At 51.9% G+C, this 21,999-nt stretch carries 20 protein-coding genes and 1 other annotated feature; of the genes, 3 read left to right on the top strand and 17 right to left on the bottom strand.

All coding sequences use genetic code 11. The features are described 5' to 3' along the window. Positions 1–23: 23 nt before the first annotated feature. The 4 genes from lepA to gpr form a co-directional block, all read right to left on the bottom strand. Positions 24–1,841: a translation elongation factor 4 gene (gene lepA, locus BMY11_RS06265; protein WP_090573646.1), complete on the bottom strand. Its 1,818-nt coding sequence runs from the start codon at positions 1,839–1,841 to the stop codon at positions 24–26. Positions 1,842–1,907: 66 nt separating this feature from the next. After that, positions 1,908–2,378: a hypothetical protein gene (locus BMY11_RS06260; protein WP_090573645.1), complete on the bottom strand. Its 471-nt coding sequence runs from the start codon at positions 2,376–2,378 to the stop codon at positions 1,908–1,910. A gap of 35 nt (positions 2,379–2,413) precedes the next feature. Further along, a complete protein-coding gene (spoIIP, locus tag BMY11_RS06255) occupies positions 2,414–3,772 on the bottom strand; it encodes a stage II sporulation protein P (RefSeq protein WP_090573644.1) in 1,359 nt (452 codons plus the stop codon). A gap of 266 nt (positions 3,773–4,038) precedes the next feature. After that, positions 4,039–5,043 (bottom strand): GPR endopeptidase, encoded by a 1,005-nt coding sequence (gene gpr, locus BMY11_RS06250; protein ID WP_090573643.1) that lies wholly within the window; start codon positions 5,041–5,043, stop codon positions 4,039–4,041. A 192-nt stretch (positions 5,044–5,235) separates the two neighbouring features. Here gpr and rpsT point away from each other — a divergent pair, with 192 nt between their 5' ends. Then, the gene (rpsT, locus tag BMY11_RS06245) at positions 5,236–5,508 is read left to right on the top strand and encodes a 30S ribosomal protein S20 (protein ID WP_090573642.1); all 273 of its coding nucleotides are present in this window, start codon (positions 5,236–5,238) and stop codon (positions 5,506–5,508) included. 75 nt (positions 5,509–5,583) lie between these two features. On the opposite strand, the gene holA is transcribed toward rpsT, so the two are convergent. From holA to BMY11_RS06225, 4 genes are all read right to left on the bottom strand, one after another. Continuing rightward, the gene (gene holA, locus BMY11_RS06240; protein WP_090573641.1) at positions 5,584–6,606 is read right to left on the bottom strand and encodes a DNA polymerase III subunit delta; all 1,023 of its coding nucleotides are present in this window, start codon (positions 6,604–6,606) and stop codon (positions 5,584–5,586) included. Positions 6,607–6,851: 245 nt separating this feature from the next. After that, positions 6,852–8,087 carry an anti-sigma factor family protein gene (locus BMY11_RS06235; RefSeq protein WP_090573640.1) on the bottom strand — a complete coding sequence of 412 codons (1,236 nt, stop codon included), beginning with the start codon at positions 8,085–8,087 and terminating at the stop codon, positions 6,852–6,854. Continuing rightward, the gene (locus BMY11_RS06230) at positions 8,084–8,632 is read right to left on the bottom strand and encodes an RNA polymerase sigma factor (RefSeq protein ID WP_090573639.1); all 549 of its coding nucleotides are present in this window, start codon (positions 8,630–8,632) and stop codon (positions 8,084–8,086) included. The genes BMY11_RS06235 and BMY11_RS06230 overlap by 4 nt, the downstream gene beginning before the upstream one ends. 251 nt (positions 8,633–8,883) lie before the next feature. Continuing rightward, positions 8,884–9,843, bottom strand: a complete 960-nt coding sequence (locus BMY11_RS06225) for a D-2-hydroxyacid dehydrogenase (RefSeq protein ID WP_090573638.1) — start codon at positions 9,841–9,843, stop codon at positions 8,884–8,886. A 158-nt stretch (positions 9,844–10,001) separates the two neighbouring features. Here BMY11_RS06225 and BMY11_RS06220 point away from each other — a divergent pair, with 158 nt between their 5' ends. Next, positions 10,002–10,337, top strand: a complete 336-nt coding sequence (locus tag BMY11_RS06220; protein WP_090573637.1) for a hypothetical protein — start codon at positions 10,002–10,004, stop codon at positions 10,335–10,337. Between the two features lie 155 nt (positions 10,338–10,492). Here the strand turns inward: BMY11_RS06220 and BMY11_RS06215 are convergent, their stop codons facing one another. From BMY11_RS06215 to BMY11_RS06205, 3 genes are all read right to left on the bottom strand, one after another. Further along, positions 10,493–13,129 carry a DNA internalization-related competence protein ComEC/Rec2 gene (locus BMY11_RS06215; RefSeq protein ID WP_177182528.1) on the bottom strand — a complete coding sequence of 879 codons (2,637 nt, stop codon included), beginning with the start codon at positions 13,127–13,129 and terminating at the stop codon, positions 10,493–10,495. A gap of 397 nt (positions 13,130–13,526) precedes the next feature. After that, on the bottom strand, positions 13,527–14,045 hold the full coding sequence (locus tag BMY11_RS06210; RefSeq protein WP_090574373.1) for a deoxycytidylate deaminase: 519 nt from the start codon (positions 14,043–14,045) through the stop codon (positions 13,527–13,529). 168 nt (positions 14,046–14,213) lie between these two features. After that, entirely contained in the window at positions 14,214–14,840 is a 627-nt protein-coding gene (locus tag BMY11_RS06205; RefSeq protein WP_090573635.1) for a ComEA family DNA-binding protein, read from the bottom strand. A 130-nt stretch (positions 14,841–14,970) separates the two neighbouring features. On the opposite strand from BMY11_RS06205, the gene comER reads away from it, so the two are divergent. Next, a complete protein-coding gene (gene comER / locus BMY11_RS06200; protein ID WP_090573634.1) occupies positions 14,971–15,810 on the top strand; it encodes a late competence protein ComER in 840 nt (279 codons plus the stop codon). A 60-nt stretch (positions 15,811–15,870) separates the two neighbouring features. Here comER and leuS read toward each other — a convergent pair whose 3' ends face one another. From leuS to nadD, 6 genes are all read right to left on the bottom strand, one after another. Then, positions 15,871–18,312, bottom strand: a complete 2,442-nt coding sequence (leuS, locus tag BMY11_RS06195; protein ID WP_090573633.1) for a leucine--tRNA ligase — start codon at positions 18,310–18,312, stop codon at positions 15,871–15,873. 74 nt (positions 18,313–18,386) lie between these two features. Then, positions 18,387–18,620: a binding site (T-box leader), on the bottom strand. Positions 18,621–18,746: 126 nt separating this feature from the next. Then, on the bottom strand, positions 18,747–19,514 hold the full coding sequence (locus BMY11_RS06190) for a class I SAM-dependent DNA methyltransferase (protein WP_090573632.1): 768 nt from the start codon (positions 19,512–19,514) through the stop codon (positions 18,747–18,749). A gap of 1 nt (position 19,515) precedes the next feature. Continuing rightward, the gene (locus BMY11_RS06185) at positions 19,516–20,424 is read right to left on the bottom strand and encodes a CvfB family protein (protein WP_090573631.1); all 909 of its coding nucleotides are present in this window, start codon (positions 20,422–20,424) and stop codon (positions 19,516–19,518) included. Continuing rightward, positions 20,421–20,768, bottom strand: a complete 348-nt coding sequence (gene rsfS, locus BMY11_RS06180; RefSeq protein WP_090573630.1) for a ribosome silencing factor — start codon at positions 20,766–20,768, stop codon at positions 20,421–20,423. Before rsfS ends, BMY11_RS06185 begins: the two co-directional genes overlap by 4 nt. After that, entirely contained in the window at positions 20,768–21,340 is a 573-nt protein-coding gene (gene yqeK / locus BMY11_RS06175; RefSeq protein WP_090573629.1) for a bis(5'-nucleosyl)-tetraphosphatase (symmetrical) YqeK, read from the bottom strand. Before yqeK ends, rsfS begins: the two co-directional genes overlap by 1 nt. Continuing rightward, positions 21,330–21,917 (bottom strand): nicotinate-nucleotide adenylyltransferase, encoded by a 588-nt coding sequence (gene nadD, locus BMY11_RS06170; protein ID WP_090574371.1) that lies wholly within the window; start codon positions 21,915–21,917, stop codon positions 21,330–21,332. The genes yqeK and nadD overlap by 11 nt, the downstream gene beginning before the upstream one ends. Between the last annotated feature and the right edge of the window lie 82 nt (positions 21,918–21,999).

Genomic DNA, 21,999 nt, shown 5'->3' with positions numbered 1-21,999 from the left:
ATCCCTTACCAATTCGGAGGCACCTAGTCCTCGTCAATCTTCAACACAGCCATGAATGCTTCCTGTGGAACCTCTACGCTGCCCACCTGCTTCATGCGTTTCTTACCTTCCTTCTGCTTATCAAGCAGCTTCCGTTTACGGCTGATGTCACCGCCGTAACACTTAGCAAGAACGTTCTTCCGCATCGCTTTAACCGTCTCACGCGAAATAACTTTGTTGCCGATCGACGCCTGTATCGGTACCTCGAACATTTGGCGAGGAATCAGCTCTTTCAGCTTCTCGCAAATAATTCGGCCGCGGTTGTACGCGCGGTCGCGGTGAACGATAACAGACAGAGCATCGACCTGCTCGTTGTTGAGCATGATGTCCATCTTCACGAGCTTCGATTGGCGGTAGCCGGACAGCTCATAGTCGAACGACGCGTAGCCCTTCGTGCTCGATTTCAGCTGATCGAAGAAGTCGTATACGATCTCGGACAGCGGCATATCGTACGTGAGCGTAACACGGTTCGTATCGAGATATTCCATGTTCACGAACTCACCGCGCTTGCCTTGGCAAAGCTCCATAATCGCGCCGACATAATCGTTCGGAACGATAATCGCTGCTTTGACATAGGGCTCTTCAACATATTCGATCTTGCCGACTTCCGGATAGTTCGACGGGTTGTCAATATCGATCACTTCGCCGTTCGTCAACGTCACTCGATACACAACGCTTGGCGCAGTGGTGATAAGCGGAATGTTGAACTCGCGTTCGATCCGCTCTTGAATAATTTCCATATGCAGCAGGCCAAGGAAGCCGCAACGGTAGCCAAAGCCAAGCGCCGTAGACGATTCTGCCTCGTAACGAAGCGATGCATCGTTAAGCTCAAGCTTCTCGAGCGCATCGCGCAGATCGTTGTAATCCTGCGTTTCAATCGGATATAAACCGCAGAACACCATCGGGTTAATTCTACGGTAGCCAGGGAGCGCTTCAAGTGCTGGCTTCTTCGCATCGGTAATCGTATCGCCGACACGCGTATCCTTCACGTTCTTAATACCTGCAACGACGAAACCTACATCACCGACAGACAGCTCGCCGACAGTACCCATTCGCGGCATGAACGCGCCGACCTCAATAACCTCGAACTCTGCGCCTGTCGCCATGAAGCGGATTTTCTTGCCTGCTTTAATGTGGCCATCGAGTACACGCACGTAGACGATTACGCCTTTGTACGGATCATAGTGTGAGTCGAAGATAAGCGCCTTCAGCGGCTCGTCCGGATTGCCTGTTGGTGCAGGAACCTTCGATACGACCTGCTCCAAAATCTCTTTAATGCCGATGCCGGCCTTAGCCGACGCCAGCACCGCGTCGCTTGCGTCAAGTCCGATAACGTCCTCGATCTCTTGCTTCACGCGCTCAGGCTCTGCGCTTGGCAGGTCGATCTTGTTAAGCACCGGAATAATTTCCAGGTTGTTGTCGAGTGCGAGGTAAACGTTCGCAAGCGTCTGCGCTTCGATTCCCTGCGCTGCGTCAACGACGAGTAGCGCGCCTTCACATGCGGCAAGACTGCGCGAAACTTCATAGGTGAAATCGACATGTCCTGGCGTATCAATCAAGTTCAGGATATATTCTTCGCCGTCATCGGCCTTGTATCCCAGTCGTACTGCTTGCAGCTTTATCGTAATCCCGCGTTCGCGCTCCAGATCCATCTGGTCGAGCACCTGCTCTTGCATTTCACGCGAGGAGAGCGCACCAGTAAATTCAAGAATCCGGTCTGCTAATGTTGATTTCCCATGATCAATATGGGCGATAATTGAAAAATTTCTAATTTTCTTTTGCCGTTCACGTACATCCGACATGCTAAACCCCCAGAGGAACTCTATTGCTAATCATTCTTGTTATTATATCAGTTTGCCGGAATACCATCAATCCGTTACCGATTCGAAAAATGAAACGACCATTCGGATGCCCTTCGACGATACCGATTGCAGCACTCCAGCCGTGCCGTCTGCGACCTTGTTGACCGTCGATTCGCTCTTCAAATCCGGTACACCAGGCAGTCGTTTGTTCAATTCCTCCTGCAGCTTTCGCTCATAAGCGCGGCGTACCTCTTCATCCGTTCGTCCATGCTGCGCATCCGCCACCGTGCGGCGCTCCGGTACGATATAGATTTGATTTTCCGGCAGCTGCTCCTGCTCCGTCACTGTGCTGGATGTATCCGCAGGCAGCTGCTTCGATGTCATGCTTGTCTGCGGATTCACAGCTGTCGCGCCATTGCCGCCGTCAACCGGTCCATAGATTCGCTCGATCCCACTCGAAGCAAGATCGATACCGAACATAATCACAAGCGCTGCTGTCGCCCCGACGATAACCATTTTCATCGAATTTTTGCGCATACTCCATTCGCACCTTTCCAGTTACATTCCTAGTTTTATTTTGAAGCGGATACTTTCTCAGCATCCCAATAAATGTCCGAGATGACCTTTGCCAGAACATCAATGGTGCGGTACGACTCCTTGAGCGTGTTGTCCACACCGCCGACTTCTATAAGCACGCTGTGAGGCGACAGCGATTGGTTGTACTCCCCGTTCCCGCTCGCCTTCGTCTTGCCGAGCACGCCGCGCGAGAGACCGGGATATTTCTTCTCCAGCGCTTCATGAATCTTATTGGCGAGAGCCTCGTTCTCACTCCAATGCGGATTCGCCAGACCAATGACGAGGAACACTTGAGCATACGTGACACCGTCAATCGTAATCGTCGTATTCTTGCGGCGGAGCGAGTCACGGTGGATATCGAAGAAATAGCTAAGCTCTTTGTCTTTAGCTATCGCACTCACGACCGTTTGTTTCGAATATTTATAGGATAGGAGCCAATTGTAGTTTTTAACCGTGGAAGCATAATCTGTGCCAGAAGAAATCGAGCCGATTCCGGATTCCTTGAGCTGTGAGGCGAGCCGTTTGCCGAGCAGCGTAACGTTCTTCACCGGCGATTCTGCGTATTTCTTGCTATTGACCTCGGGAAACCACGATTCTCTACTATGCGAGCTGTAGATGAAGACGACGTTGCGATCGCCTGTTGTTGGTTTAGCAGGCTCTTGCGTGCTTGGCGTATTGTCCGTATCGGACTCCGTACCTTTGTCAGGCACAGCTGGCGTATCGGTACTCGTGCTATCTGGCAACGATGTTGAATCAGAATCATCTGCTGGATTGTCTGAAGTGTTATCTGAAGTGTTATCTGCATCGTCATCTCCAGTGCCCGTTGATGTGTCCAAATCCCCCGCCGGGTGATCTGGCCGATCCGAATCGCCTACAACGCTGCTTGGATTCTCATCGCCTTCCGGTGGAACCGTATCGTGATCCTCAGAAGCGATACTCTCACCAGTACCGGATCCCGATCTGAGAATGACGGTACTGTCTCCTCCTAGCCCCGGGTATTGGCTCGACAGCAAGCTAAGCGGGTCAGCAGGATTAATATTCGTCAGCATGCGGAGAAGAAATGTACTAGCCTGCTTGCCGGTAATCGACCACTTCTTACCCGCTTCACCTGTGCCCGGCATCTCCATCGCAAGCATGTCTGAGAACAAGCCGCTGGACACCGAGGATGCGAAGCCTTTCATCGACGAGATCGGAGAGCTTGCCGTTTTCTCATGTACAATGACGCCAATTCCAACCACAAGGACAAGGATCATCGATCCTAGGGACAGCAGGGCAAAGGTACGGGCCGTGACGAGCAGCTGACGCAGACGTTGGCTGCTCTTACCAAGGTTAAATGTCATGATTAATCGTTTCATTGCGATTTTCTTACCTCCTAAGCTCCATTATTGCGGGGATTCCCTTTTGCACGAGGCTAGTATCACTTTATGAAGACGGTGGAATTAATAGAACCGAAAGTTTAATAGAGTTCATTTGTAAAAAAATAGAATCGCTAGTTTCATAGATACCCGCTAGCAGAAAAAGCAAAAAAACTCCGCCCGCAGAAAATAGCAGGAGGAGCTTAATTGCAAATATTCACTGATTACGAATGCACGTTAGTCCTCGGTTCGGTATCCCAGACAAGCTAGTGCGTGTAAGCCGCAACGTTGTCATGGTCAACCGCTTCATGGAGTGCAGCATTCAGTCCGCTGGCAACAATATTCCCGATATCCTCGATGAATTGGTCAACCTCTTTCGGCGTCACGAGAAGATCATGCCCGAGCGGACCGAGGGCCTCCCGTATGAGCTGAAGCCGCTCATTCTCGTCTATCGAATCGAGCAATCCGAGGAAGTTGTCGGCATTGTTCGCGTGCTTCTTCAAATGCTCCCGCATCAGATCAATGCTGTTGCTAACGATTGTAGATGCGTAGAGCACGGTAGGAACGCCGATCGCAATAACTGGCACGCCTAATATTTCCTTCGTCAGCCCTCTCCGCTTATTCCCGATGCCAGAGCCAGGATGAATACCAGTATCGGCAATCTGAATCGTCGTGTTGACACGCTCTAACGCCTTCGAAGCAAGCGCGTCAATAGCGATAATAAGATCCGGCTTTGAGCGGTCGACAATGCCTTGCACGATATCGCTCGATTCGATGCCCGTAATGCCAAGCACACCCGGCGCAACAGCGCTCACGTTACGGTAGCCCGGGGCCACCTCATTAGGCATCAGCTCGAAGAAATGCCGCGTCACAAGCGCGTTCTCCACAACGATTGGCCCAAGCGCATCGGGCGTCACGTTCCAGTTGCCCAAGCCGACGATCAGCACCTTCGCCGTCTTGCTGATGCCGATCCGATCCAGGAATGTTGCAAATTCCTGCGCTAGCTTCGTTGCGACGCGGTCTTGCAGGCCAGTATCCTGTTTGCGCAGCTCGGGCACCTCGAAGGTGACGTAATGCCCGATCATTTTGCCCATAAGCCTTGAGCCTTCCTCTGTCGTCACTTCCAGCCTCGTTATCGTAATGCCGTCATCCTCGGAGATGTCTGTCAGGACGCCTGGGATAGGTCCCTTCCCCCCGGCTTCGGCCAATTCTTTTGCTTCAAGCGCCAAGTCAATACCTGGGTTAAACTGCTGCAGATCAAGCTCGCTCATTGTATAAGGGCGCTCCTTCCATCGGTTTGTCATTAGTTTGCGATGGGTCAGGATGAATTATGCGGTAACTACAGTCTACCTGACTAACGGATTCATCCTTCTTGTGCTATTGCTTTTTGTGCTTGCCCATGATACACTGTGTCAAGTTGTGTTGTTACAAAGGGATTTCCCTTTTTACAGGAGGTGAATGCAATGCCAAACATTAAGTCTGCTGTCAAACGCGTTAAGACAATCGAGAAACGCCGCGCTTTGAACGCTTCGCAAAAATCAGCTCTTCGCACGGCCGTTAAAGCTGCTGACCTAGCTGTGGTTGCAACTGATGTAGATGCTGCTAAAGCGGCTCTGATCAATGCTACTAAGAAGCTGGATAAAGCTGTAACTAAAGGCCTGATTCATAAAAATGCAGCTGCTCGCAAGAAGTCGCGCCTGGCTAAAAAACTGAACGCACTTAGCGCTCAAGCATAATCAACAAAACAAATGAAAGGCCTGCTCCTCGCTTCTGGCGAGTAGCAGGCCTTTTTTTATTGTTCTTATTACCGCTTATACAGCAAGCGATAATAAGAACAGCTCAAGGCCAAGCGTCTTATCCACGCGGCCGGTCTTCATGTTGTAATCGAGCTCAGCAAGCCGGCTCAAATGCTTGCCGAGCGTCTGCGCACTGAACCGCTTCGCCTTCTCAGCAGCCAGCTTCACAGCGTACGGGTGCAAGCCGATCTGCCCGGCCATCTGCTGCTGCGAGTAGTTGTGCTGCTCTAGCTCCTTCACCTGCAACATAATGCGGAACTGCCTAGCAATGAGCGCAGCGATCTTAATCGGCTCCTCGCGGCGCAGGAGCAGCTCACCGTACAGCTTCAGCGCGCGCTCGACCTGCAGCGAAGCCATCGCATCAATAAGCGCGAATACATCTTCTTCGACTGTGGAGGCGATCAGCTGCTCCACATCCTCGCCGCTAATGCCGCCACCGCTCCCTGCATGCAGACAGAGCTTGTCCACTTCATGCGCAAGCTGCTGCATGCTGGTGCCCGTTCTGGCGAGCAGCAGCTGCGCTGCATCACGGCTCATCGTACGCCCTTGCTCTTCCGCCCGCTTGATCGTCCATTGCAGCAGCTCATTCTCCTGCAGCTCCTGAAACGGCATAAGCGCGTCTTGCTCCTTGAGCAGCTTGACCACCTTGCGGCGCTCGTCGAGCTTCTCCGCCATCACTTGAAAGACGATAACGCTCGTCTCACAGGGCTGCTTCAAGTAAGCGATTAGTGAATCCGTACTATGCTCAAGCTTCGCTTCTTTCCCTTGCGCTGTGGCAAGCACCGAGCTGTCCCGTACAAGGACCAGCTTGCGAGAAGCAAAGAACGGCAAGGTGTCCGCTTCTGCGACAACTTCCTCAATTGCTGTCTCCGATGTATCAAATTTAACGATACCAAGCTCCTGCTCGTCCGGCGGCAGCAGCATCGAAGTGAGTGCTGCTACGAACTGCCGCATCCGATATCGGTCTTTCCCATACAGCACATAGACGGGGCGGAACTGCCCAGCTTTCCATTCCTTCTGTGCATCCTTTAGCTCCATCACGAATTCCCCCTTTAAACCACCAACACTACGATAGCGCCATTCCGGCAAAAACGCAACAAAGGGATGAATGCTGTTTCAGCTTCATCCCTTTGTCCCCGAGCATCTATATAAACAGCCGATCACATACGGTCCATGGTACCGGTGTCGGATGGTCATACGATCGTCTTGGGAGCGTATTTGTTTGACTGCTTCCCTGCTTCTACACCATACGCGAACATCACGTCATGTGTGCATGAGCCGGATTATTTATTACTAGATTGTTGTTGCTCGGAAGCGGACTTCATTTCAATGGCGAATACTTTCTTCGCGCCACCCTCGCCAGATGTTTCGTAAGTCAGCTCCTTGCTGTCCTGCGACCACTTCAAATTCGCAATACCAATGCGTTTATTTCCTTGGAAGACAAGAGCACTATCCTGCACCGTATAGATTTCGATTCGATCCTCCACAATAAAAGCTTGATACTGGCCATTCGGCGATATCGGCGATGCAATGACAGTATTGTTAGTGAAATTCTGATTGGCATTCCTGTCGTCCTTCGTCGTGTCGGTCATCGCAATCGTTCCACCAGTTTCTTTGTTGATGCCATTATTGCTTGCAGCACTGTCATCCGCAGCTTTGGAGTCCCCTGCTTTGGTGTTCGACGCTTTAGTAGTCAAATCGTTTGCGGCAGCAGTCGAATCTGCGGAAGTCCCACCATCGGCTTTGCTGTCCGAACCAGCGTCAGCAGTATCGTCCGAGCCGCTTACTTCAACATTAGGCGCATTCGCGCCTGCCGCAGGAGCATCTTTAGCCGAATCTCCCGTTGCGAGCGGCGGCATAATTTCGCCATCCGGATCGACATTAAGTGCTTGTGGATCCGCGCTCTTCTTCACGGCGTTCGACGAAGCAGATTTGTTCGAAGACGTATCGGACGAACTTGAATCTGCAGCGGAATCCGTGCTTTCTGTCATAAGCGTCTTCTGTTCGATCGCGCTCGTATCCGCAGCGTTGTCGCTTGTACTCATATTGGTACTATTAGCCGCCGCCGAATCTGCAACAGCGGCATTGTCATCAGAGCCGCCTCTCAGAGGATTCGAGCTATAGTTGAACAGGATGAATACAATGACTACAGCCGCGGCTGCAACGCCTGCAAATGCGCCGACCGTATATCGCTCGGTCCACTTGCGCTTGCCGGAGCCACTCTTCGTTGCTCCATCGAATGGAATCACGTTGGCTGGCTCTACCTTCACTTCATCTTCAGCGCCTTCGCCGCTAACATCGAGCTCAGCAAGGCGTGGCAGAATAGCATCCACCAGACTGTAGCTTGGCGTCACTTTAGGTAAATTTTCAAGACCCTCGTTCAGCAATTGAAGCCGCTCCATCATAGCTGCACACTCGGGGCATTGCCGTGTATGAGTCATCAAGATTTCGGTTTCTTCACCATTCAAGTCATGATCTAGCTGACGCTGCATATATTCTGTCACCTCTTGACAATTCATCCTCGGACCCCCCCTCTCTGATAGTCATGCAAGTACGTTTGCAGCTGTTGCCTTGCCCGGAATAAATAGGATTTGACCGTATTTAGCGGCAGATTCAGCGAATCTGCAATCTCATTATAAGAAAAGTCCTGCAAGTACCGCAGCACGACGACCGCTCGATGATGCTCGGGCAGCTTGTCAATCGCCATACGAATATCTTGAGCCGCATAAGAAGTGAGCACTTCCTCCTCGACGGACGTGTGATCCTGGAACACCATATCGTGCTCATCGATAGAGACGGTCGGCTTGTTGCGCCGGAACTTGTCGATGCAAATATTCGTAACGATCCGCTGCACCCAGGTTTTAAATTGCGCCTTCTCTTCATAAGTACCGATCTTCGTATAAATCCGAATAAGCGCTTCTTGCGCAGCATCCATTGCATCCTGCTCATTGCCAACAATATAGTAGGCTGTCCGATAGACGTGATTCTCAATCTCGCGCAATAGAGTAATCAGAGCGTCGCCATCGCCGGCTTGTGCGGCTTTAATAAGGCCTTGCTCTACCACGGAGGATCCCCCCTCATGCAACCTTTCAGACGGAAAGGTTCGTAATAATGTTGCAGCAATCTTATAAATTCTTTATAGATTCTTTATAGAAATTTTAATTCACATAAATTCACATAAATTCTCAGTAAAATTGCGATTAGATGCATGTATGCAAACTACCTCAAAATCATAGCAGAAAACAGAACAGCCGTACACCCTGCTAGGAATTCCCAGTCGATGTACGGCGCTTATCCTATTTGCTCAAACCTGAATCAATACTGGGCCTGCAAGTCTACGATATTTCTTACAACCGATCCGTGTTCACTATAATGTGCCAAATTGTCCAAAATAATCTCAAGCGCCCGGTCCATGTAAGATGCAGTATCACCAGCAATATGGGGCGTTACGATTACCTGCTCCATCTTCCACAGCGGATGGTCTTCTGGCAGCGGCTCTTGCTCGAATACGTCAAGACCCGCTCCAGCAATGATTCCGTTCTGCAGCGCCTCGATGAGCGCAGCCGTGTCGGTCGTTGCGCCTCTTCCAATATTAATGTAGCAAGCTGTGTCTTTCATCGCAGCGAACTCTGCCCCACCGATCAAATGGCGCGTGTCGCTTGTTAGCGGCAGGCAGTTCACAACATAATCGCTTTGCGCAAGCACATCATGGAGTTCATCCATGGTGTACATGCGGTCCACCAAATCAGCTGGTTCGCCGGATTTGCGGATACCCAGCACGTTCATGCTAAACGCTTTGGCAATCTTCGCTGTCTCGAGGCCAATCGCGCCGACACCGAGAATCGCAATCGTCTTGTGATGCGCTTCGCCCATTCCGGGCTCACTACGCCAAACGCCTGATTGCTGATTACGCACGTAAGCATGAACTTGGCGAGTCAGCGAGAGCAGCATCGCGAAGATCGATTCCGAAATCTGATACGGATGAACGCCGGATGCGTTCGTTAGCGTAATGCCGCGCTCCTTGATTCTGTCGAGCGGAATGTGATCGACGCCAGCGCCGAGATTTTGCACCCATTTGAGCGGCGTTCCGTCGGAATAAACGATTTTGAGGACATCGCGGTTAAATCCCAAAATAATTTCAGCACTCGCGAGCTGCGCTCTTGCATCTGCCTGTTCAGAGCCACTGACATCTATGTAAGTAAATCCCGGAGCGGTTGCTTCTATTGCTTTGACCTGTGCTTCCTCGAATGGATGTACCGAAACAATTGTAGCCATCTTGTACTGCTCCCTCCTCTATCGTGCCCAAAGATTACCATCCACCGCCAGACGGTGTCAAACACCTTTTTGTGAGAGATACAATAAAAACAATTGGACAACTTTTTAAACCCGAGTATAATACTAGGTATAACGCCATCGAAAGGGGTTGGGCCATCATGAATCAGAACAGTCAACAAGGAAACCAGCGATGGGTAGACGATTATTTGGATATGTACAATTATGCAGGGCAGATCGGCGATGTCATGTGGCAGCAGCAAATTCTTGCCGATATTCGCAATCGAGAACAGATCATGCGCGAGGAAGCGTTGAATGTAGCCAAGGAAGAACTGTGGGAGCAATTCAACACCGTTAACCATCAAGTGATGGAACTGATCGCTCGGCGAAAATATTGCGAGAACGTAGAGGAAGATATGACAATCAAGGAGCTTATCGAAAACTTGAAGCAGCAACGGGTCGAGCTGGCCAAGCAGATTAAGAAGATTTGCTCATAGGATAAATAGATTACATAGATCAAAAGATTACATAGATTATTAGATTTCCATAGATCCCATAGATTTCAAGCACCAGTTGTCCGGATTCACATTGCACAGACTAGACACCAGCTTTCCCAGCCACGTTGCATAGCTTACATCATCGGCTTCCCCGTTCACGAGTTGTGAACGGGGATTTTTTGCTTGGCTGTGATCATGCCATCCGGATTTACGCGGAATTGGATCTCACCTCCCCAATCGGTGCGCTTTACTGGGATGCCCGCAGCATCGAGTCGATTGATTACGTTATTGGCCGGATGACCGTAAATGTTATTGCGGCCAACTGAGATGACAGCTGTGTGGGGCTGCCAGTAGGAGATCCATTGCTCGGAGGTGGATGTTTTACTGCCGTGATGGGATATTTTCATAACGTCGATGGGTGAAGAATTGGTGGAGGAAGCAAGGGCATGTTGCTGAAGCTCCGTTATTATTTGCTGCTCTTCCGCGATATCGGCATCGCCTGTGAACAGAAACTGGCGATCGTATAGGCGAAGACAGAGTGCGACACTATGTCCGTTCTGCTCCTCTTCTTCTGGAATGGTGCTCGCTTGTGGTGCGCTAGCTGAAGTTGGCGTGTGCAGTATAGAAATTCTCGTGTGTTTGTCTATCGTCCACTCGAGCCCGGCATGAGCAGGGTAGAGAGGAATTTCTTTGTTAAGTGCTGTTCGAAGCAATGTAATGGCATCCTCTGAGCCCTTCCACGTTCCGTTCCACAGTATCGCTTTCACGGGAATGCTTGTAAGGATCGCTTGAAGGCCTTTGATGTGGTCGCTGTCCAAATGGGATAGGACGAGCAGATCAATGTGGTGGACGCCTCGCTGCTGAAGCAACGGTAAAAGTAGCTTCTGCCCCACCTCATACGGATCCATTCTCTGCCGCCATGCCTCGCGATTGCCGAATTGAACAGTACCCCCGCCATCAATGAGAATATGTTTTCCTGCAGCGGATCGAATCAGAATCGAATCGCCCTGCCCCACGTCGATGAACTGCACGTAACCGCGATGATTAAGTGCATCTGGGTTATATGCCCATATGAGTAGAACAACTAATGTTAGTGAGCTAAGCAGAAGCTGCAGCCGATTTAGTCGCTTGCTGAACCTTGAGCCAATGCCATCAAGCTGAATGAACGGCGTTGTTTGGCTAGCTTGCAAGGGTTGAGTATCGTCCTCGCCCCTAACCTCATCTGACCGACCCCAAAAGATTCGATTAAGTGCCGAGAAGACTACCATTAATGCTACATAGCAGGTAATTACCCACCATAGCGGCGGTGTCGCCCAAATAAGCCGGAAGCTATTCCAGCTGCTAAGCTTGGCAACGAAAGCAAACGTAAGCTCATTGCCCATGGCCGTCACATGCGCCGAAAGCACGCCTATGGGATGCCACATGCTGTCAAGAAGCATGGATGCGCCGCCGAGCGGCATTATAATGAAGCTGATGAACGGCACCAGTATGAGGTTCGCCAGCAAGGATAAGAGATGCTGCTGGTTAAAATAGTACAAGGTGAGCGGCAACGATACTGCCTGCGCGACTAAAGTGACAGCGAGCAGGTCGAGCAGCGAAGCTTGCCATTTGTGCTTGCCGCGAGGTAGGCAGCGGCGGATCGGCGTGACGCCGAGAATGAGACCCGCCGTTACAAGAAACGACAGCTGGAAGCCGACGTTTCCTAGCATATACGGGTCCCACACGAGCATCGCGAGGGCAGCGGCTGCGAGTAGATGCAGCCCGTCCTTCAGCTTGTGCATGCGTGCCGCTGCGAGACCGAGCATCGCCATAATGCCGGAGCGTACAACCGACGGCGATCCTCCAGCGAGGAGCACATAAAGCGGCACAGCCGCAATGAGCAGCAGGAGCATGCGCTCCCGAGTCATGCGAAGCAGGCGCAGCAGGCCGCCGAGCACGTAGAGAAAGACGGCGACGTGCAGGCCGGAGATGGCCAGTATATGCGTAAGCCCCAGCTGCGCGAATTGGCGGTATACAGTGGGATCGAGATCATCGGTTATGCCGATGACGAGGCCTTTCATGTAGCCGGCTTGGATGCCTGGGTACAAGGCGTCCATACGCTTGCCGAGCGCTTCGCGCGCGGCATCCATGCCCCCCAGCAGCGCCGCAGCACTGTAGCGCGGCCCGGCGCTTGTCGTTAGCGCAGCTGCGCCGTCTGCGCTGAACAGCCAGTGGATTCGCTGGCTGTTCAAATATCGGCGGTAATCGAAGCCGCCGAAATTGGTTGCAGCAGCAGGCGCAGCCAGCTCGCCTACAGCAGTAATTCGCTGTCCTCGCCGCCAATTGGCAGCAACGGCAAGCTCGCTCTCCTCTGCTAGCCGTACCTGCAGCTGCATCCGCTCTCCACGGAGGGCTTGCGGCTGCGACTCACGCGCTAGCTTCACTGTATCAACTTTCACGACCATTTGCACGAGGTCGCCATCTACTTCCGGCGGCTCAGTGAGAACGCCGGTTATCTTCGCTGGATACGTTATTGCACCCATCGGAACAGCTACTTGTGCGGCGACAAGCTCCGCAGGAAGTCCCGTCACATTGCGTGCATCCTCCCACATCCGCTGCCCTGCCGCAAGCGTGAATGCCGCCAAACAAGCAGCTGCCAGCTGCCACGATGCTTGTTTCATCAACGTCAGCGTGAGCAGCATCACAAATACCGCCACGCCTGCCAAATATGTGCCTGGATTCGTTAGCCCCGCAGCCGCACTGCTGCCGAGTACCCAGCACACTGTAAACCATATAAGCGGCCTTCTCGCCACAAACAGCCCCTCCTTTTGTCGCTGAATCATATAAAGAGAGGTACGACTTGCTCCTCTTCAAGGAAATCCAGCCTTTCTTCTGTGTAGCACCCAGTTCCCCTCTTGACCTGATTCTCGCGCTTTCTCGCCATTGTAGGGTAACCACTCCCGCCACTTGATTGGAGTGCCATCATGTCTCTAGTTCACCAGACCAGCTCCTTTCCCCCATTTCGCCGGATTTCCACCAATGTGGTCCACCAGTCCAGCTTCCTCTCCTGCAACCACATCATTTCAGCGAAAAACAAAAAACCTCTTCCCACACCTGTTACACGCCGGGCAACTGCCGATCAATCGGCAGTGCTTGCGGAAATGTCCAGATGCAGCAAGAGGTTCTTCCTCATTGAAGCTGCTTATATAGCTATGAAATGATATCCATGCCTGCTTGAGCCGGGGGCTCGTACGAAGCGAGATTACGAAAAATGATTCCTTTTAACTCCATGAGCGCATTTACTTTGTCGCTGTCCTTGGAATAGGCCCGGTGATAGACGATTTCGATGACGCCGCTATTGGCCAGCATGTTGGCGCATGTCCAGCATGGCTGATCCGTCACATAAACGGTCGAGCCCTCCCGGTCGATCCGATCCGTGAAGAGCAGCAAGTTCTGCTCCGCATGAATCGTACGTATGCAGCGCTGCTTCTTGATCATTTGTTCCTGTTCGCCATCTACCTGCATTTCATATTCCTCTACAATCATGCAGCCGTCTTCGGAGCAATCCGAGACCCCCATCGGCGCGCCGTTATATGCCGTACCGAGCAGCTTCTTCCCTTGCACCAACACAGTTCCTACATGTCTGCGCGGGCATCTGGAACGAGTCGATACCATATACGCGATGTCCATAAAATAGGTGTCCCAGTCTTTACGTACGTTATCCTGCATGTTCCCTGCCATTTCTACTCGTCTGCCTCCCTAAGCGATTTGTGCGTAACTACCTGAATATGCATCTAGCAAGCACAAAAGCGCACTTCGAAAGCATCTGCTTTTGCACATGTACGGGCTCCAAAACGTATGATCATTAGTAAGCTAATTCTTTCTATTGTCGCATAATCAGGGCTGCAGAACAATGAAAGCCTTCAGCTTCGCAAGCAGCTTTGGTCCAATTCCCTTCACTCGGAGCAAATCGTCAGCACTATGATACACTCCGTTTTGTTCCCGATCAGCTACAATTGCCTTCGCCTTCGAAGCTCCGATTCCCGGAAGCGTGTCCAGCTGTTCCACAGTAGCATGATTAATATCGACCTTGCCATCCATAACCGGAGGCGGTTTTGTCGTATTTTCCGACTTCCCTACATCCGACGCACTAGCGCTTGCACTTGTATCTCTGCTTGCACTTGTATCTCCGCTTGCTCCTGTTCCTATCTCTGCTCCCGCTCCTGCACCAGCACTCGAGCCTGCTCCTACATTTGTTCTAACACTCTCACCTGACCCATTCTTCGTCTCACCTACACCAGCTCCACCAGACGCCGCTTTCTCCGCCTCCTGATCCTGCTCTTTCACTGCTTCCTCCGCTCCCAGCGCACGTTCAACCTGGTTATTTACCGCCTCCCAGCCAGGCTGCCCGCTGCTCTCAGGTTGATACAACGCGGTGCACACCAGCACGACAGCAGCAACGAGCAGCACAATGATAAGCAGCTTCTGTGATTTAATCTTATTACTTCTCGGTTTCATCCCCATAAAGTAAGCTCCTTTCAACTGACAAAATCTTTTTTATGCTCCATTCGGTCATGTTGGCCTTGCCGCCTTGCATACCGTAGTAAGAGCGATCGATCGAAATACTTATGTTTTGCCTTGAGGAGGGATTGCGATGAATGTCGGGTTTATCGGGATTGGGAGCATGGGCAGCTTGCTCGTCGATACGTTTATCGGTTCGGGAGCGCTGAAGCCATCGCAAATCACTGCCAGCAACCGCACTTACTCAAAAGCAATTGCGCTCGCCGACCGCCATCCCGGCCTGCAAGCTGTCCCTTCGAATCGTGATGCGGTCATCGATCAAGATGTTATCTTTCTATGTATCAAGCCGATGGAGTTCAAGGCGGTGCTGGACCAAATTCTCGATGTCGTTCTGCCTCACCAGCTCGTCATCTCCATAACAAGTCCCGTGCTGTTGGAACAGCTCGAAGATGCACTCAATTGCAAAATCGCCAAAGTCATTCCGAGCATCACCAACAACATGTGCAGCGGCGTCACCTTGTGCATGTACGGCAACCGGATGACCGATGCCGACATCATTCGTCTGAACGGACTGCTCTCTTATATCAGCGAGCCGCTACCGATTGATGAACAGCATCAGCGCGTTGTCTCGGATCTCTCGAGCTGCGGCCCCGCCATTATGGCCTTCCTGCTGCAGCGTTTTATCGACGCAGCGGTTGAGGAAACCGGTCTCCCTCGCGATCAGGCGAGAGTCGTCGCCTCCGAAATGCTCCTTGGCACAGGCCAGCTGCTCACAGCAGGCGGCATGACGCCTGAGGAGCTGCAGAGCCGCGTATGTGTGCCGGGCGGCATCACGGCACAAGCAATTGCCCTGCTGAACAACGAACTCGATTGTGTGTTCAACAGACTCATCCGCGTCACGCATGCCAAATATGAAGAGGATCTCGATCGCGTATCTGTCTCTTTATACGGCAAAGAGGTGAACGGCCCTTAGCGCATGCTTTGCGCCAAGAGGTCGTTCACCTCTTTTTTATGTCAACCTTTCATCAGCCGTTTAACCGACAACGATGTTAACAAGCTTGCCTTTAACAACGATCAGCTTGCGGACTGTTTTGCCGGCAATCGCTTCAGCGACCTTCTCCGACTCCTTCGCAATCCGTTCCATCTCTGCTTCATCTGTATCAGCAGCAATCGAGATCCGATCTATGATTTTACCGTTCACCTGCACGACGATTTCAACCTCTTGATCAACTGTAAACTTCTCTTCATAAGTTGGCCAAGCTGCGTATGAGAGCGAATCAGTAGACCCAAGCTTCGACCACAGCTCTTCCGTGATATGCGGCGCAAGCGGCGACAGCATCTGTACGAAGCTCACCATCGCTTCACGCGGCAGCGATTCTGCTTTGTACGCATCGTTGACGAAGATCATCAATTGGCTGATCGCAGTATTAAAGCGCAGATTCTCGTAATCGTCTGTCACTTTCTTCACTGTGCGGTGCCAAGTACGCTTGAACGCTTCGGAGCCTTCAACATTCGCGATCTTCTCAGACAGCTCGCCATTCTCTCCAATGAACAAACGCCATACACGGCTAAGGAAACGGTACATACCCTCTACGCCATTCGTATTCCAAGGCTTCGTCGCCTCGAGTGGACCCATGAACATTTCGTACATACGCAGTGTATCTGCACCGTACACGTTCACGATATCGTCCGGGTTGATGACGTTACCGCGGGATTTACTCATCTTCTCATTGTTCATGCCGAGGATCATACCTTGGTTCACGAGCTTGTAGAACGGCTCCTTCGTATCGACTACGCCGATATCGTAGAGCACTTTATGCCAGAAGCGCGCATACAGCAAATGAAGCACCGCATGCTCGGCGCCGCCGATGTACAAGTCAACCGGCAACCATTCCTTCTGCTTCTCTTTGGAGCACAGCTCCTTATCGTTATGCGGATCAATGAAACGCAGGTAATACCAGCAGCTACCAGCCCATTGCGGCATCGTGTTCGTCTCGCGGCGAGCTTTCATACCCGTCTCAGGATCCACCGTCTCAACCCACTCCGTTACGTTCGCAAGTGGAGATTCTCCCGTTCCGGAAGGCTTGATTTGTTCCACGTCCGGCAGTAAGAGCGGCAATTGATCGTCTGGAACCGGCTTCATTGTGCCATCCTCCAAGTGGAGAATTGGAATTGGCTCGCCCCAGTAACGTTGACGGCTGAACAGCCAGTCGCGCAGACGGTATGTCACTTTACCTTGGCCTTTACCTTCTGCTTCAAGCCATTCGATGGCACGTGCAATCGCTTCTTCGTTGCTAAGCCCGTTCAAGAAACCGGAGTTCACGTGTGCACCATCGCCAGCATAAGCGGCTTCGCTCACGTCGCCGCCGGAAACGACTTCGACGATCGGCAGATTGAACTGATTCGCAAATTCCCAATCGCGCTCGTCATGACCTGGAACTGCCATAATCGCGCCTGTTCCGTAGCCTGCAAGCACATAATCGGCAATCCAGATCGGCACAAGTGCGCCGTTAACCGGATTAACCGCGTAAGCACCTGTGAATACGCCGCTCTTATCTTTATTCAGGTCAGTACGCTCCAGATCGCTCTTGCGTGCAGCTGTCTCTTGATAGTCCTTCACAGCAGCGCGCTGCGCCTCAGTCGTAATCACATCAACCAACTCGTGCTCAGGAGCAAGTACGCAGTACGAAGCACCAAACAGCGTATCCGGGCGCGTTGTGAATACAACGAGCGAAGCATCGTGACCGTCAATCGCGAAAGTCACTTCTGCACCCTTCGATTTGCCGATCCAGTTGCGCTGCATATCTTTGATGCTTTCAGTCCAGTCCAGCTCTTCCAAATCTTCAAGCAGACGCTCTGCATATTCCGTAATGCGAAGCACCCATTGGCGCATCGGCTTGCGAATAACCGGATGGTTGCCGCGCTCGCTGAGGCCGTTAATAACCTCTTCGTTCGCAAGAACCGTTCCAAGCGCCGGGCACCAGTTGACTGGCACTTCAGCTACATAAGCAAGACCTTTATTAAACAGCTGGATGAAGATCCATTGTGTCCATTTATAGTAATCCGGGTCTGTTGTGCTGAACTCGCGATCCCAATCGTACGAGAAGCCGAGCGACTTGATCTGGCGGCGGAAATTGTTAATGTTCTTGACTGTAATTTCACGTGGATGCTCGCCTGTATCCAGAGCGTGCTGCTCTGCCGGCAAGCCGAACGCGTCCCAGCCCATCGGGTGAAGGACATTGTAGCCGCGCATTCTTTTGTAACGCGATACGATGTCTGTAGCGGTGTAGCCTTCCGGATGGCCAACGTGTAAGCCTGCACCGGACGGATAAGGGAACATGTCGAGTGCGTAAAACTTCGGCTTCCCTGCATCCTCTGTCGTTTTGAACGTTTTGAACTCATCCCAATGACGCTGCCATTTCGGTTCAATTACGAGCGGGTTATAACCCTGTTGCTCTTGGCGCTCCTGTGTCATAAATATGCCTCCCATTTCTCTAAACAAACTAGTCTTGCCGAGAAAATAAAAAAACTCCCGCCCCTAGCGTAATCGCTAGGGACGAGAGGAATATGCTCCCGTGGTACCACCCTAGTTAGCAAACGGTATGCTTTACCGTTGCTCACTCTATGCCTTTAACGCAGGCGACACGGCACGCTTAGCAGCAAACAAAGCTGTTCACGTGCGGCTCCAAGGCGAGTTCACTTCACGCTGGTCCGGCTTGCACCTACCGCCGGCTCTCTGATCCAGACGCTGCTGAAGCTACTGCTCCTCTTCAACACCATATAAGCAAAAACGACACATCGACTAATGCTTAGACGAAATTCGTTTTGTGCAGGGAAAAATAGATAGTTCGATTATAAATAATCCTATCTTACCATGTCAAGGAAAAGCGCCTAAAACTGACAGCATGATCACTTGACCGCTGCAAAAAACAGCCGCTCTGCATCGCCCTTTGCCGGCTCTAGCTTGAAATCAGCAAATAGCTCGACATGAGAAAAGCCTGCACCTTGTAGCACTTCCCGCAGCCACGCGGCATCGTAGGCACGCTGCACATGTGTTTCTTCAATGCGAGCGAAGCTGCCACCTTTCGAATCCTCACTAGCGAAAATCGTCAATTGATGCTCGATTTCGACCCGCTCTTCATCAAGCTCGCACGTCCATATGTACGCTACATCCGGCTCATCAAGAACAAAAGGCTGCTCGCTCGCATAGCGCGCAAGCGTAGCCTGCGAATGAACATCGAAGAGGAATACACCGCCCGGTTTCAGCGCCCGATAAGTCGCTTCTATCGCGGCAACGACATCCTCTTCTTCCGTTAAGTAGTTCACGCAATCACAGAAGGAGATGACCGAATCGACTTGTTCGCCAAGCTCCCACTCCGTCATATCCTGCTGCAGCCACGTAACCGTCCCTCGCGCAGGTCCGCCGCTGCGAACTGAATCTTCCCACTTGCTCTGGCCGATCGTCAGCATATCCGAGGACAAATCAATCCCATAGACTTGATAGCCTTGTCTTGCGAGCGGGATCGAGATGCTGCCTGTCCCGCAGCCGAGATCAACAACCGTACGCGGTGTCCCATATCGCTGCCAGCAGCTTTGCGCAAACTTCAGCCACTCTGGATACGGCATATCCGCCATCAGCCGATCATAGACGGTGGCAAACTGCCGATAGGCTTCCATGTTAGCCCTCCTGCTTTTCAGCCACAGCTGCTTGTTCAGTCAGCTTCGTCCAGTTGCCTTCTTGCGTTATAATACCGTCACGCATGAGCTTGCCTAGTGCGCGCTTAAAGGCGCTCTTGCTAATGCCGAATTTCTGCTTGATAATGTCCGCGGTAGTAGCATCAGAGTAAGGCATTGCGCCGTTCGGACGCTCTTTCAAGAATGCTAGAAGCCGGTCGGAATCTTCCATGCGGCCTACTTCCTTGCGCTGCTGCATCGACAGATTGACGCGACCGTCCTCACGAACGAATGTTACCCTTGCATGGACGCGCTCTCCGAGACGAAGCAATCTTGTCCGATCGTCAGCTGGAATTAACCCGTACGCACCGAAGCCGAGCACGCCTCCGTCAATCATGACGAACGAGCCAATCTTCAATGTCTTCGTTACCCAGCCTTCAACCCAAGTGTTATGCCAGGAGGATGGCGCGTGAAAAGCAAGCTCAGCCAGCTCTTCCTCGAAAGCTATCTTTGCAACGAGGCGGCCAATCTTGTCGTGCGCGAGTATAACATGCACCTCATCGCCGACTTTTGGACGCAATTCCTTCAGCTCAGGCTGCTCGGACAACGGCAGCAGCAGCTGCCGGCCAAGTCCCATCTCAAGGAATGAGCCAATCCGCGGATGAATATCCGCCACTTTAAGACGAGCCACTTCTCCTAGCTGGATAAGCGGCTTCTTCATCGTTGCAGCGATGCGGTCCTCGGAATCGAAGAATAGAAATACATCATAGGATTGCCCGATCTGCGGGCGGTGGCCGACGAGCTCGGTATAATGCATAAGCACTTCATTCTCGCCGTCTGTCATGAAGTAGCCGTAAGGAGAAACCTCGCGGGCCAGCTTCAAATTCTGTGTTGTGCCTGCTACGAGACTCATGCTAATTCCACAACCTTCGCATCGGACCACAGACGTTCGATGTTGTAATATTCGCGCTCTTCGCGATGGAATACGTGAACAACAACATCGCCGATGTCTACAAGCACCCATCTGCATGTATCGGCACCTTCGATGCCGCGCACCCGTACGCCTCGCGCTTCCGCCTGCTTGCGGATTTCGGTTGTGATTGCCTGCACCTGCGTATCCGAATTACCATGACAGATGACAAAATAGTCTGCGACGAGCGAAATGTTCTTCAAATCCAGCGCCACCACGTTATGCGCTTTCTTATCTTCCGCCGCTGTTACGACGGCTTTCAGAAGTTCCTCTGGATTTACTGTCATTACTCAGCCTCCCTTAATTGAAGTATTAAATCATTCCGTGCTGCAACGGTTAGCGGATAAATCCGCTTTCCCTGCTGAAGCAAGTAAGAAATCGTAGAATCAAACCCTGCAATAAGTGCTTTTTCCACACTATGCTTGGCTATTTCTCTTATTTTATGCACACCTGGAAAATCACGACCGGGTTCCATATAATCGGCGAGACATACGATTTTGTCCATCAACGTCATTCGCTCGCGACCGGAGGTGTGGTATCTGATCGCATCAAGCACTTCAATATCTTCGATGCCGTAATCACGTGCTGCAACGAAAGCGCCGACCGGCGCATGCCACAGCTCTTTGTCATATTCGAGCAGATCGCTCGGAAGACCTTCCTCCCGAATAATCGTCTCCATCCGCGAGGTTGGCCAATATTTCGCGACATCGTGCAGAATTGCAGCCAACTCCGCGCGAACCGGATCACAGCTGAACCGCTCCGCGAGCAGAACCGACGTCTCCATCACGCCGAGCGTATGCGTCCATCTTCGCTCAGGCATTTCCGCTTTGACCGAAGCCATCAGCTCATCACGATTCATAGAGTTCATTCCTTCGAATAAACGAATAGACTTTCTCCGGTACGAGGAACCGAATCGAACGGCCCGCTGCGATACGCTCCTTGATAACCGTCGATGACAGCTCGAACAGCGGCATCTTCACGACAGTTAGCCTGTCCTTGAGGTAATCCGGCAGCTCATTAACTTCCATGTCTTCACCGCCGCGCGTTACGCCGATGAAGCGCACCAGCTGCGCCAGCTCCTGAATGTTATGCCACTTCGGTAGATCGTTCACGCGATCCGAGCCAATTATAATGCTGAACTCTCGCCCCGGATACAGAGCACTCAACTCTTTAATCGTATCAATCGTGTAGCTGGTGCCTTCTCGCTCCAGCTCCGTATCCATAGCGCGAAAATGCGGCTGAAAATCAATCGCCCGATACACCATCTCAAGTCTGGTAGCCCCGTCAGCAAGAGGTTCGTTTTCCTTAAGCGGCGGATGGCCGGCAGGAACAAACCAAACTTCGTCTAGACCGCATGCTTCACGCGCCGATTCGGCAGCGAGCAGATGGCCATAATGAATGGGGTCGAACGTGCCGCCCATAAAACCGACTTTAATCAACGTCATGTCTCCTCTCGCTAGCTAGACCTTTTTATTCTAAAGTAATGCTGCTTCGATCCGGGCATGTCCCTTACGGCTG

It is taken from the genome of Paenibacillus sp. OV219, assembly GCF_900110075.1.
In the GTDB taxonomy this organism is placed as follows: Bacteria; Bacillota; Bacilli; order Paenibacillales; family Paenibacillaceae; genus Paenibacillus_Z.
This window is presented reverse-complemented; position numbering and strand designations above follow the sequence as displayed.